The sequence below is a fragment of the Kribbella sp. NPDC051137 genome (assembly GCF_040682535.1).
Lineage (GTDB): Bacteria > Actinomycetota > Actinomycetes > Propionibacteriales > Kribbellaceae > Kribbella > Kribbella karoonensis.
Map to the genome: position 1 here is coordinate 208,680 of NZ_JBFBBI010000001.1, position 12,476 is coordinate 221,155.

Sequence of the window (12,476 nt, forward strand, 5' to 3'; positions counted from 1 at the left end):
CCGACAAAAAACCTCCCGGATTCCTCCGGAGCCTGTGCCTAGGGCAGGAGCAGGGCCTTGATCGCCTGGCGGCGGTCCATGGCGTCGTACGCCTTGGCCGCGTCCGTCAGCGGAAGGGTGAGGTCGAAGACCTTGCCGGGGTCGATCGCGCGCCGGGAGATCAGGTCGATGAGCGTCGGCAGGTACTGGCGAACGGGCGCCGGCCCGCCGTGCAGGTGTACGCCGGAGAAGAACAGCTCCTCGCCGGGCAGGCTCACCTCGTGGGCCACGCCGACGTAGCCGACGTGGCCGCCCGCGCGGGTCGCACGGATCGCCTGCAGCATCGACTCCTGGGTGCCGACGGCCTCGATGACACTGTGCGCGCCGTACCCGCCGGTGAGTCCCTTGATGCGGGCAACGCCCTCGTCGCCGCGTTCGGTGACGATGTCGGTCGCGCCGTACTCCAGCGCCAGCTGCTGACGCGGTTGGTGCCGGCTCATCGCGATGATCCGCTCGGCGCCGAGTTGCTTGGCGGCCAGTACACCGAGCAGGCCGACGGCCCCGTCACCGACGACCGCGACCGTCTTGCCCGGTCCGGCCTCGGCGGCGACGGCGGCGAACCAGCCGGTTCCGAGGACGTCGGACGCGGCGAGGAAGGAGGGGATCAGCTCGGTGTCAGGTGTGCCGGGGACGGCGACCAGCGTGCCGTCCGCGAATGGCACCCGGGCCAGTTCGGACTGGGTTCCGACAGCACCCATCGGTACGGCGTGGACGCAGCGGGACTGGTACCCGGCGCGGCAGATCTCGCACGTGTTGTCGGACGCGAAGAACGAGCCGATCACGAAGTCACCGGGCTTCACGGTGGTCACCGCGGACCCGATCCGCTCGACGACACCGACGTACTCGTGGCCCATCGGCGTCGGTCCGTCCAGCTTGTCCTGGCCGCGGTACGGCCACAGGTCGGAGCCGCAGACACACGTCGCGCTCAGCCGGATGACTGCATCGGTCGGCAGTTCGACGACCGGATCGGGACGGTCCTCGACGCGAACGTCGGCGGGGCCGTACATCATGACTCCACGCATGGGAGTGAACCTTTCTGACAGGTGACGAGAGCTAGCAGGGAAAAGCTGGTGAGGGCGAGCACGATGCCTGCCATCGGTACGGCGGTACGCTCACCGCCGAGGCCTGCGACCGGGGCGATGACGCCGGCCACGCACCACTGCAGGAATCCGAGCAGCGCCGAGCCGGTGCCGGGATGATCAGGGACCTGCGCGGAGGCCAGCGCCCCGGCGTTCGGGCCGATGAAGCCCTGAGCGGTCATCAGGACGAAGAACCCGATCAGTGCGAGCGGGAGTGGCATACCGAACCAGATCGCACCGACCAGCAGCGCCGCGCCTGCTGCCGCGGTCGCGATCAGCCCGGCGCCGACGACGGTCCGCGTGCGCAGGCGGTCGGCCAGCCGCGCGGCGATCAGCGTGGCGACGGTCAGGCCGACCGCGTTGAGGGCGAAGTCGACGGAGTACGTGACCGGGGAGAGTCCGTTCATCGACTGCAGCACGAACGCCGACGTCGCGACGTACGCGAAGATCGTGCCCATCGAGAAGGCGAACACCACGAGATAGCCGGCGAACGCGCGGTTGCGCAGTACCTCACCGGACCAGCGGGGCGGCGTACCGACGTGCCGGAGTGTTTCCGGTACGCCGATCGCGACGGTCACGACCATCAGCGCGGCCAGCGCGGCGACGATCCAGAACGACCCGCGCCAGTGCGACAACTGTAGGACGGCCGCGCCGATCAGTGGTCCGGCGATCGGTGCGACACCGGCGATTCCGGACACCAGGTTCAGCGTCCGGACCAGCCGGGCCCCGGAGGTCAGGTCCACGACGATCGAACGCGCGATGACCATCGCCCAGCCGCCGCTGAACCCCTGGACCAGCCGGGCGAGCATCATCAGCCCGATCGACGGACTGAACGCGCACAGCGCCGAGGTGACGGTCAGCACGACGAGCGAGACGAGCAGCGGACGTCGCCGTCCGAACCGGTCCGAGAACGGGCCGCCGAGCAGCTGACCGAGCGCCATGCCGACGAAGAAGGTGGTCAGCGTCAGCTGTACTTCGGACGCGCTCGCGCCGAGGTCACGGGTGACGAGAGGGAACGCCGGGACGTACAGATCCGTGGCCAGTGGGGCGATCGCGGTGATCAGTACTACGGCGCCCAGCACGGTCGCGGTCAATGCGGCACCGCTCTGGGTCGGCGGTCGTTCGGCGGTCAGGCTCATCGGTTCCCCTCGGTATCGCTTGCAGCTCCATGCAAGCGCCGGGGGCGGCCGCGAAGAAGGCCCGCTCGTGGGGTGTACCAGCAGTACATCCCTCGCCGGGCGCGACGCCGGTACTGTCGATGACATGGACAACAAGGCGGAGGTCCGGGAGTTCCTGACCTCACGGCGGGCGAAGCTGACGCCCTCCGACGTCGGGTTGCCGGTGGTCGGGCAACGGCGCGTCCCGGGCCTGCGGCGCAGCGAGGTCGCGATGCTCGCCGGCGTCAGTATCGAGTACTACGCCAAGCTCGAACGCGGAGCGATCGGCGGAGCGTCGTCCGCGGTCCTCGAGGCGATCGCGCAGGCACTCCGGCTGGACGACACCGAGCGAGCCCACCTGCTCGACCTCGCCCGGGCCGCCGACGGGATCCCGACCTCCGGCCGGCCACGGCGGCGCGCGACCGCCGCCCAGACATCCTCGCGGACCAGTCTGCACTGGGCGCTGGAGGCGATCACCGACGGCGTCGCGTTCGTCCGCAACCCCGCCCAGGACCTGCTCGCCACGAACGCGCTCGGCCGGGTGTTCTACTCGCCGGTGATCGGCGAGGGCGGCCGGACGCCGAACCTGGCCCGGTTCCAGTTCCTCGACCCGGCGTCGCGGGACTTCTATCCGGACTGGGACCTGTTCGCGCACATGTGCGTGGCGATCATGCGCGCCGAAGCCGGCCGCGACCCTCACGACCGCGCCCTGCAGGACCTGGTCGGCGAACTGTCGACCCAGAGCGAGACGTTCCGCCGCCTGTGGGGCTCCCACGACGTCCGCACCCACGGCACCGGCACCAAACGCTTCCACCACCCCGAGGTCGGCGACCTCACCCTTGCCTACGAAGAGCTCGCCGTCACCGCCGACCCCGGCCTGATCCTGATGCTGTACACCGCCGAGCCCGGCTCGCCCTCCGCCGAGAAACTGCGCCTGCTCGCCTCCCTCGCCGCGGAGGTGACGCCGGCGTCAGGATGACGCTGATGCGTGTAGGCGGCGTGTCAGGTGCGTGTCAGGGAGGCTGCCGATGGTGGTTCCATGACAACTTCGGCGATCGCGGTCGCAGGACTGCGCAAGGCATTCGGTGACAAGACCGTGCTCGACGGCATCGACTTCGATGTCCCCGCGGGTACCGTCTTCGCGCTGTTGGGCCCGAACGGGGCAGGCAAGACCACGACGGTGCATGTTCTGACCACTCTGATCAAGGCGGACGGCGGTACGGTCCGGGTCGCCGGGCACGACGTCGCGGCCGGCGCCAAGGCGGTCCGGTCCGCGATCGGCGTCACCGGGCAGTTCGCGGCCGTCGACGAGCTGCTCACCGGGCGCGAGAACCTCCAGCTGATGGTGGACCTCAGCCCGGGCACGGCCGACAAGCGGATTGTCGACAATCTGCTGGAGCGTTTCGAGCTGGCCGAGGCCGCCGACAAGACCGCGGCGACGTACTCCGGCGGCATGCGCCGCAAGCTCGACCTGGCGATGACGCTGGTCGGCGACCCGCGGATCATCTTCCTCGACGAGCCGACCACGGGACTGGACCCGCGCAGCCGGCGCACGATGTGGACGATCATCCGCGAACTGCTGGCGGACGGTGTGACGATCTTCCTCACCACGCAGTACCTCGACGAGGCCGATCAGCTGGCCGACCGGATCGCGGTGCTCGACAAGGGACGGCTGGTTGCCCAGGGCACCCCGGACGAGCTCAAGCGGCAGCTGCCCGGCACCCACGTCCGGTTCCGCTTCGACTCGGTCGCGGACCTGGACATGGCTGCCCGGATCTTCCCGGAGTCGACCCGCGACGACGACTCGCTCACGCTGCGCGTCCCCAGCGACGGCGGTACCAGATCCGTCCGCGCCCTGCTCGACCGCCTCGACGAGTACTCGCTGAACGCGGACGAGTTCTCCGTCAACACCCCTGATCTCGACGACGTCTTCCTGGCCCTGACCGGCCACGACACCACGGAGGTAGTAGCGAAATGAAGAACCCCGCGATGGTGATGCTGCGCCGCAACCTCAAGCACATCGCCCGGAACCCGACGTCCGTGTTCAACGCGGTGCTGATGCCGGTCGTGGTGATGCTGATGTTCGTCTACATGCTCGGCGACGCGTTCAGCGTCGGCGTCCCGTACGTCGACTACGCGACGCCCGGCATGCTCCTGCTGGCGGTCTGCTACGGGCTCGGCGCCGTCGCGACCGCGGTGAACTCCGACATGACCAAGGGCATCATCAACCGCTTCAAGGTGATGGACGTGCCGCGCGGCGCGGTCCTCACCGGGCACGTGATCGCCAGCGTGCTGACCAACCTGATCGCGATCGCCGCGATCATCGGGGTCGCGTTCGCACTCGGCTTCAACCCGTCCGCGAGCTTCGCGCAGTGGCTGGGCGTGATCGGTCTCGTCGTACTGCTCGGTGTCGCGACCGCCTGGCTGACCGTCGCGCTCGGGTTGTTCGCGAAGAGCCCGGAGACCGCGGGCCTCGCCTCGGTACCGCTGGTGATGCTGCCGTTCTTCAGTAGCGCGATCGTGCCCGCCGACAAGATGGGCCCGGGCGTCAAGCAGTTCGCGCAGTACCAGCCGTTCACGCCGATCATCGAGTCGCTGCGCGGACTGCTGAACGGCGCACCGCACACCGGTGACCTGATCGCCGCGTTCGCGTGGTGCCTCGGGATCGCGGTCGTCGGCTACCTCTGGGCGACCTCGACGTTCAAGAAGCGAGCGTGACCTCGACGAGCTCTCGCCAGCTCGCCTTCCTGCCCTCGTCGGACGCCTCGGTGAACTTCACGTCACCGAGGCGCCGGCGCGTTTCCTGCTCGATCCGCTCCACGTTCGGGTTGGACCGGTCCGGCAGCCCACGGGCCGCGACGCTGGCGCCGAGCAACCGCGCGGCCTGCTCGTCCTGACCGGTCCGCAGCGCGAGGTCCGCGGTCCCGACCAGCATCTGCGCGATCCCCGGGGGATGCCCGCCCTCCGTCGCCGCCTGGTACGCCGCGGCGCGATGCTCCCGCACCTCGCCGAGATCCGTCGCCAGGTACCCGAGCCGGTCCTCGAGCGTGGCCCGCAGGTTCGCCCGTTCCGCCTCGCGTCCGAGCAGCGTCGTCGCCCTGGTCAGCTGCCGGCGCGCCTCCGCCAGGTCGCCCTTCCAGTACGCGAGCTCCGCCTTGTACAGCGCGAGCTCGACCAGGGCCTCCGGCCAGGCGACCCGCTCCGCCGTCCGCTGCGACTCGGCCATCGCCGCCGCGCTCGCCTCCTCGTCACCGGCCAGCCAGTACAGCTGCGCCTGCCGCGAGCGCATCCGTACGACGTCCTCGGTCGCACCGACCTCCGTCGCGACCGCGATCGCCTGCTCGTAGTACTCGCACGCGGCGGCGAACTCGCCCCGGACCGCGACCCGGTCCGCCAGCTCGGTCAGCGCGAACGACATCCCCCAGCGCTCACCGATCGCACGGAACTCCTCCAGCGCGGTCGCCAGCGCGCGATCCGCGCCGCGGTCGCCGTCGCCGAGCATGATCCGCATCTTCCCGGTCTGCAACCGCGCCAACGCCCGGACCCACGGATCGTCGTCGGTCAGCAGGTCCTCGAACGCCGTCACGAACTGGTCCGGCCCGTCCAGCAGCCGTTCCAGCGCCTGCGACATCGTCACCGCCGGATGCGGGTTGTCGATCCGCCGGCTGATCTCGGCCGCCTTGCGGATCCAGTCCTCCGCGTCGTACTCGTCCCGGCCGCGGCCGGACGTCATGATCCCGGTGACGAAGGCGTACACCACCGCGCGGGTGTCGTCCGGTACGTCGCCCCGCAACGCCGGCGCCGCGAGCAGGAACTCGTTGCCCTCGACCTTGTGCCCGGCGAACCACCAGTACCAGCCCGCCGCCGCGGCCAGCCGCATCGCGCCGGCGGCCTCACCCGCGGCCAGCGCGCCCCGCATCGCGGCGGCGATGTTGTCGTGGTCAGGCTCCAGGATCGCCAGCCATTCCAGCTGTTCGGTACGCCGCAGGTGCGGGTCCGCGGTCTCGACCAGCTCGGTGAAGTACCCGAGATGGGTACGGCGGGTCCCGTCGGTCTCGCCCGCCTCGTCGAGACGTTGCTGGGCGTACTCCTTGATCGTGCCGAGCAGCCGGTACCGCTGATCGCCCTTGGTGACGACGAGCGACTTCTCCGTCAACGCTGTCAGCAGATCGAGCACCTCCCACGACTCGACCTCGCCACCGGCGCAGACCTGCTCGGCAGCCTCCAGGCCGGCACCGCCCGCGAAGACGGACAGCCGCCGCAGTACCGAACGTTCCACGTCGGACAGCAGCTCCCAGCTCCAGTCGATCACCGCGCGCAGCGTGCGGTGCCGGGGGAGCGCCGTACGGCTGCCGCCGGTCAGCAACCGGAACCGGTCGTCGAGGCGGTTCGCCAGCTGCTCGAGGGACATCGTCCGCAGCCGTGCCGCGGCCAGCTCGATCGCCAGCGGCATCCCGTCCAGCGCGCGGCAGATCCTGGCCATCGTCGCCGGGTCCGAGGCGAGATCCGCGCGGACGGCGCTCGCCCGGTCCTGCAGCAGCCGGACCGCCGGGGACGCCTCGATCTCGGCCGGATCCGCCATTTCCGTGGGGAGTGCCAACGGTACGACGGCCCACAGCGCCTCGCCGGTGATCCCGAGCGGCTCCCGGCTGGTGGCCAGCACCCGGAGTCGCGGGCACTCGCCGAGCACCCGGTGCGCGAACTTCGCGGCCGACTCGATCACGTGCTCGCAGTTGTCCAGGATCAGCAGCATCGACCGCTCCCGGACGGCGGCGATCACCCGGTCCGTCGGGTCCGCCTCAGGTACGTCGCCGAGCAGCGCGTCCCGCAGCGCGAGCGCGCCCAGCGTCGCCTGTGCCACGTCCCCGTCGGCACCGATCGCCGCGAGTTCGACCATCCACGCCCCGTCGGGCAGGTCGCGCAGCATGGTCCGCGCGGTCTCGGTCGCGAGCCGGGTCTTGCCGGAGCCGCCCGGCCCGATCAGGCTGGTCAGCCGGTGCCCGGCGACCAGGTCGCGGACGGCGGCGATGTCCGCGTCCTTGCCGACGTACGTCGTGAGCTCTTCGCGCAGGTTCGTGTTGCGCTTCTCGTCCCGGCGTACCAGCTCGCCGCGGAGCAACGCGACGTGCAGCGCGGACAGCTCGGGCGAGGGGTCGACGCCGAGCTCGTCGGCGAGGGTCTCCCGGGTGCGCTCGGACACGCGCAGCGCCTCGGTGTCGCGGCCGGAGGCGACCAGCGCGCGCATCAGGGCGGCGACCAGGCGTTCGCGGACCGGGTGCGCGGCGACCAGGTCGGTCAGCTCGGTGACGAGCTCGGCGCCGTGGCCGAGCGTGATCTCGGCGTCGTACCGGTCCTCCATCGCGGCGAGCCGCAGCCCGTCGAGGCGGGTGACGGCGGCGTCGAACGCGCCGCTCTCGGTCAACCCGATGTCCTGCATCGCCGGCCCGCGCCACAACCCGAGCGCCTCGCGGAGCAGCCGGACGCCCTGCGGATCCTGGTCGGTCCGGGCCCGGGTCAGCAGCCGCTCGAACCGGAGGGCGTCGACGCTGTCCGGATCGATCTGCAGCCGGTAGCCGTCCGTGTGACCTTCGACGGGGAGCAGCTTGCGCAGCCGGGAGACGAGGCGCTGCAGGGCGTTCGCCGCGTCCGCGGGCGGCTGCTCACCCCAGATCCAGTCGACCAGCGTCGCCTTCGGAACCACCCGCCCGGCGTCGAGGGCCAGCGCGATCAGCAGGCCCCGCAAGCGGGCCCCGGGTACGTCGACGGCCTTCTCGTCGTCGCCTCGTACCTCGAACGGCCCCAGCATCCCGATCCACACCCGGCAGATTTTGCCACGCCTCAGGTGCCTACCTCCCGTATACAGGCGATCACCAGTTCCGGTACGTCGATCTGCAGGTAGTGGCCCGATTCCGGGACCACCTGGTGCCGCCCGTTGGACTCGGTGGCCAGCTGCTCCTGCGCCGCGATCACGCGCGGCGTCCACTCGGGCGGCCGCCCCTTCGTAGCCGTCAGCAGTACGACGGGAAGCCCCGTCCACACGCCCCGCTCCCGCCGCTCCCGCAGCTCGCCGACGCTGTCGAGAATCATCGGGAACTCGTCGAGACACGTGAACAGCTGCTCGTCGCTCTGCAGGTAGGACTGACAGGCCGCTATCAGGTCCACCTGGTCGTCGGGCACGCTTCGGGCGATGTCCTGAGCGAGTTCACGGGCTCCGTCGACGGTTTCTTGGTAGCGCGGGTCGGATGCCGGGGGCCTGGTTCGGTCGGCGCGTGGGATCAGGTCGAAGCCGTCCCAGTAGGACTCGTGCGACGGGTCCAGCAGGACCAGGCCGCGGATCAGGTCCGGCCGCTCCCACGTCGCCATCTGTGCCAGCAGCCCGCCCCAGCTGTGGCCGACCAGCACCGCCGGCCCTACCTCCTCGAGCAGTGCGACGAGATCATCGACCTGGAGCCCTACGCTCAGCGGAGCGGGATCGCTCACGCCGTACCCGGCCCGGTCGTACGCGATCACCCGATGGCCGGCCGCCAGTTCCCGGAACACCGCGGCGAACGACAGCGCCGGCGACGTCGCCCCGGCCTCGAGCAGCACCGGCGTACCGCTCCCGGCCTCGACCCAGCGCAGCATGCGGCCGCCGCCGCGGTCGAGCTCGCGCCGCGCGACACCGCCGCCGACGAGTACGCCGAACGCCTCCGCCGCCTGATCCACCACGATCAGCCGATCGCCTTCTTGACCAGGGCAACGATCTGCTTCTCGAGCGCCGGCGTCAGCTGTGTCAGCGCGTACGACGTCGGCCACATGTCGCCGTCGTCCAGCTGCGCCTTGTCGCTGAAGCCTAGCGTCGCGTACCGGTACTTGAACTTCGCGGCGTCCTGGAAGAAGCAGATCAGCTTGCCGTTCAGCGCCCAGCCGGGCATGCCGTACCAGAGCTTCGGGCTCAGCTCCGGGGCTGCCTCGAGGATCAGCTCGTTCAGCCGCTCGGCGATCACCCGGTCCGCGTCCGCCATCCCGGCGATCTTCTCGGCCTGCGCCACGGCCGGGTCCTGAGTGCTCTTCAGGTCCTTCGCGTGCTCTTTCATCGCGTCCTGCTCGGCCTTGCTGAACCCGCTGTACGACTTCTTCTTCGTGGTTGCCATCGGAGTGCCTTTCGGTTCGTCGTTGCTCAGAACACTAGGAGCCACCACACCCCCGGCGCTTCTCGAATTCTGATCGATCGGAACGTGACCGCGGTCACGTCACGAATCGCGGGGGCTGCCCGGTCAGAGGGGCAGGACAACGAGGAGGCAGACATGAAGGCAGTGCTGACCCGCGGCGCCGACGCCGAGCGGCTCGGTGCGGCGCCGAACAATACCTGGCTGATCGCCGACGCGGAGCACACCGACGGGATCATGAACGTCGTCCGGACCACGCTCGGCGCCGGCGTGGACGGTCCGCCGCCGCACTTCCACAAGGAGTCGCCGGAGATGTTCTACCTACTCGACGGCGCGCTCCGGATCCTGGCCGGCGACGAGGTACTGACCGTGTCCAAGGGCGACTACCTGCTGGTGCCGCCACTGATGCACCACGCCTGGGGTACGCCGCCGGAGACCGGTGCCGACGTACTGATCGTGAAGGCGCCCGGGAACAGCCGCTTCGAGTACTTCCGGCTCGGCGACCGGATCCGGCGCGGCGAGGCGTCGCCGGCCGAGGTGCTCGCGACCGCGGACCGGTTCGACAATCATTTTGTTGACAATCCGACGTGGCGGCAGGAACTCGCGGCGCGTGCGGGGGAGCGGCAGCGGATCGTCTCGTTCCCGGAGGATGAATGACAATCGAGGTCGTGGACGACGTCGCGGAGTTCGAGCAGCAGCGGCCCCGGCTGTTCGGGATCGCGTACCGGATGCTCGGTGAGGCGGGTGAGGCCGAGGACGTGGTGCAGGACGCGTACCTACGCTGGTCCGGCCGGGCCGAGGTGCGGACACCGGCCGCCTGGCTGACCACCGTCGTCACCAACCTGTGCGTCAACCGGCTGACCTCCGCACGGGCCCGCCGGGAGCGGTACGTCGGCCCGTGGCTTCCCGAACCGGTTGCCACGGGCAATGACCCGTCGGAGGCGGTGGAGCTGAAGGACACCGTGTCGCTCGGGTTCCTCGTACTGCTGGAGAAGCTGACCCCGCCGGAACGCGCTGTCTTCGTACTACGGGAGGCGTTCGGCTACCCGCACCGGGACAGCGCGGAGGTGCTCGGTGTGGACGAGGCGCACGCGCGGCAGTTGTACCGTCGCGCGCTCGCCCGCGTCGGGGACGCCCGCCGCCGGTTCGAGGCCCGGCCCGCGGACGGGGTCCGGTTGGTCGAACGCTTCATCGCGGCGACCGTCGACGGCGACGTCAAGGCCCTCGAGACGATGCTGTCGGCGGATGCCGCGATCTGGGCCGACGGCGGCGGCAAGACGATCGCCGCGCGCGAACCGATCTTCGGCCGCTCGAACGCCGCGCACTACCTGGCCGGCCTCGCCGCCGGTCCGCGCGCGCTCAGCGCCGAGCTGGGGGTGAGGATTGTCAACAATGCACCGGCCGTCGTCGTCCACGAGTCCGGCCGGCTCACCGGGGTACTGATCCCGGAGATCCACGACGGCGCGATCACCACGATCCGCGCGATCCTGAACCCCGACAAGCTCCACTACCTCCGCACCCAACTAGATTGACCGCGTGTACGACGACTTCCCCGCGGAGCTCACCACCGAACGCCTCTCCCTGCGCCGGTGGCGCCCGGCCGACGCCGAGGACTACCGCGCGCTGTGGGCCGAACGCGACCACCGTGCCGTGCGCCGGATCGATGCCGACGGCAACCCGACGGTCGAGGAGGTCCGCGGCTGGCTGACGGACAACCCGCTGGCCGCGGAACCCGGGCTCGGCCTGCTCCCGATCGAACTCCGCAGTACCGGCGAGTTCCTCGGGTACTGCGGACTCACCGTCGGCCAGGCGACGTACGACGAGCCCGAGATCGCATACGAACTGGCGCAGCGCGCCCACGGCCACGGGTACGCCACCGAGGCGGCCCGGGCCGTGCTGGAAGCCGCCGCCCGGACCGGCCGCCAACGCCTGTGGGCGACCGTCCGGGAGTGGAACGCGCCGTCGTTCCGGGTCCTCGAGAAACTCGGCTTCAAGCACAGCGGCCGGGTGACCGAGGACGCCGAACGCGGCAACTCGATCTGGATGACCCGGCGCCTGGACCAGCTGTAAAGATCTGTAGAGAGATCAGGTGTAGAGACAGAACGGATGACCGGCCGGGTCGAACAGCACCCGGACGTTCGGCTGTGGCTGGGAGTCGGCGAGCGTCGCGCCGAGCTCCAGCGCGTGCTCGACGGCCGTCTCCAGTTCACCGACCTCGATGTCCAGATGCATCATCATCTGCTGCTGTCCCTCGGCCGCCGGCCAGACCGGGCGCGCCCACGGCGCCGATGTCTGCGGCTGGAACGACACATAGGTCTCGGAGTTCCCGGGGACGGCCAGTACGAACTCGTCCGGTTTGTTGAGGTGGATCTCCCAACCGAGCACCTGGTGGTAGAACATGCCGAGTGCCTGCGGGTCCGGCGCGTCGATCACCGTCCCGAACCAGTGCCCCTTCGCGGATCGTCCTCGAAGCATCGCAGTACCTCCCTCTGGGGTGAGACTAGGCGAGTGGACCGACAAAGTGATCGTGCGGCCGAGGGCGAGCCGGAGAAGGAGTTCAACCCCGGGATCGCCGCGCGCCTGCCGCGGAAGACCGCCGCCGGCGGCGCGCTGATCCGGGACCGGGCCGGCCGCATCCTGTTCCTGGAGCCGACGTACAAGCCCACGCTCGACATTCCCGGCGGCGTCGTCGAGTACGACGAGTCGCCGTACGAGGCGTGCTGCCGCGAGGTGAAGGAGGAGATCGGCCTCGACCTGGAGATCGGCCGGCTACTGGTCGTCGACTGGGTCCCCGCCCACGGCCCGTGGTCCGACGCGCTCGCCTTCGTCTTCGACGGCGGCGTCCTCGACGCCCCCACCCTCACCCTCGACCCCACCGAAGCCCGCGCCCACCACTTCCTGACCCTCGAAGAAGCCACCCCCCACCTCCGCCCCTCGATGACCCGCCGCCTGACCGTCGCCCAACACTCCCTGACCACCGGCCTCCCCACCTACACCGACTTCGGCCGCCCTCGAGGCGGCGGGGCTTGACCTCGAGTTTGGTTCAGGTTTTA

Annotated in this window: 13 protein-coding genes; 7 read left to right on the forward strand and 6 right to left on the reverse strand. The window is 70.3% G+C overall.

Translation table 11 applies throughout. From position 1 onward, the window contains the following. Positions 1-38: 38 nt before the first annotated feature. Both AB0M51_RS01105 and AB0M51_RS01110 read right to left on the reverse strand, forming a co-directional pair. Positions 39-1,061 (reverse strand): zinc-dependent alcohol dehydrogenase family protein, encoded by a 1,023-nt coding sequence (locus tag AB0M51_RS01105; protein WP_363747594.1) that lies wholly within the window; start codon positions 1,059-1,061, stop codon positions 39-41. After that, entirely contained in the window at positions 1,046-2,257 is a 1,212-nt protein-coding gene (locus tag AB0M51_RS01110) for a multidrug effflux MFS transporter (RefSeq protein ID WP_363747596.1), read from the reverse strand. The genes AB0M51_RS01105 and AB0M51_RS01110 overlap by 16 nt, the downstream gene beginning before the upstream one ends. 124 nt (positions 2,258-2,381) lie before the next feature. Between AB0M51_RS01110 and AB0M51_RS01115 the strand changes: the two genes are divergently transcribed. The 3 genes from AB0M51_RS01115 to AB0M51_RS01125 are packed head-to-tail and all read left to right on the forward strand — an operon-like array spanning position 2,382 to position 4,993. Next, on the forward strand, positions 2,382-3,254 hold the full coding sequence (locus AB0M51_RS01115; protein WP_363747598.1) for a helix-turn-helix transcriptional regulator: 873 nt from the start codon (positions 2,382-2,384) through the stop codon (positions 3,252-3,254). Positions 3,255-3,314: 60 nt separating this feature from the next. Next, the gene (locus tag AB0M51_RS01120; protein ID WP_363747600.1) at positions 3,315-4,253 is read left to right on the forward strand and encodes an ATP-binding cassette domain-containing protein; all 939 of its coding nucleotides are present in this window, start codon (positions 3,315-3,317) and stop codon (positions 4,251-4,253) included. Further along, positions 4,250-4,993, forward strand: coding sequence for an ABC transporter permease (locus AB0M51_RS01125; protein ID WP_344190211.1), 744 nt, complete (start codon positions 4,250-4,252; stop codon positions 4,991-4,993). The genes AB0M51_RS01120 and AB0M51_RS01125 overlap by 4 nt, the downstream gene beginning before the upstream one ends. On the opposite strand, the gene AB0M51_RS01130 is transcribed toward AB0M51_RS01125, so the two are convergent. From AB0M51_RS01130 to AB0M51_RS01140, 3 genes are read right to left on the reverse strand one after another with little or no spacing between them, the layout of a single operon-like run. Then, positions 4,977-8,093 (reverse strand): BTAD domain-containing putative transcriptional regulator, encoded by a 3,117-nt coding sequence (locus AB0M51_RS01130; protein ID WP_363747602.1) that lies wholly within the window; start codon positions 8,091-8,093, stop codon positions 4,977-4,979. The two genes, AB0M51_RS01125 and AB0M51_RS01130, sit on opposite strands and share 17 nt — an antisense overlap. Positions 8,094-8,113: 20 nt before the next feature. After that, entirely contained in the window at positions 8,114-8,980 is an 867-nt protein-coding gene (locus tag AB0M51_RS01135; protein ID WP_363747604.1) for an alpha/beta hydrolase, read from the reverse strand. 5 nt (positions 8,981-8,985) lie between these two features. Continuing rightward, entirely contained in the window at positions 8,986-9,408 is a 423-nt protein-coding gene (locus AB0M51_RS01140; RefSeq protein ID WP_344190205.1) for a DUF1801 domain-containing protein, read from the reverse strand. Positions 9,409-9,561: 153 nt separating this feature from the next. On the opposite strand from AB0M51_RS01140, the gene AB0M51_RS01145 reads away from it, so the two are divergent. The 3 genes from AB0M51_RS01145 to AB0M51_RS01155 are packed head-to-tail and all read left to right on the forward strand — an operon-like array spanning position 9,562 to position 11,493. Beyond that, a complete protein-coding gene (locus AB0M51_RS01145) occupies positions 9,562-10,080 on the forward strand; it encodes a cupin domain-containing protein (RefSeq protein WP_344190203.1) in 519 nt (172 codons plus the stop codon). Beyond that, the gene (gene sigJ / locus AB0M51_RS01150) at positions 10,077-10,955 is read left to right on the forward strand and encodes an RNA polymerase sigma factor SigJ (RefSeq protein WP_344190201.1); all 879 of its coding nucleotides are present in this window, start codon (positions 10,077-10,079) and stop codon (positions 10,953-10,955) included. The genes AB0M51_RS01145 and sigJ overlap by 4 nt, the downstream gene beginning before the upstream one ends. Positions 10,956-10,959: 4 nt before the next feature. Next, positions 10,960-11,493: a GNAT family N-acetyltransferase gene (locus AB0M51_RS01155; RefSeq protein WP_344190199.1), complete on the forward strand. Its 534-nt coding sequence runs from the start codon at positions 10,960-10,962 to the stop codon at positions 11,491-11,493. Positions 11,494-11,508: 15 nt separating this feature from the next. On the opposite strand, the gene AB0M51_RS01160 is transcribed toward AB0M51_RS01155, so the two are convergent. Further along, positions 11,509-11,898, reverse strand: coding sequence for a VOC family protein (locus tag AB0M51_RS01160; RefSeq protein ID WP_344190197.1), 390 nt, complete (start codon positions 11,896-11,898; stop codon positions 11,509-11,511). Between the two features lie 33 nt (positions 11,899-11,931). On the opposite strand from AB0M51_RS01160, the gene AB0M51_RS01165 reads away from it, so the two are divergent. Beyond that, positions 11,932-12,453: an NUDIX hydrolase gene (locus tag AB0M51_RS01165; protein WP_363747608.1), complete on the forward strand. Its 522-nt coding sequence runs from the start codon at positions 11,932-11,934 to the stop codon at positions 12,451-12,453. Positions 12,454-12,476: the final 23 nt, after the last annotated feature.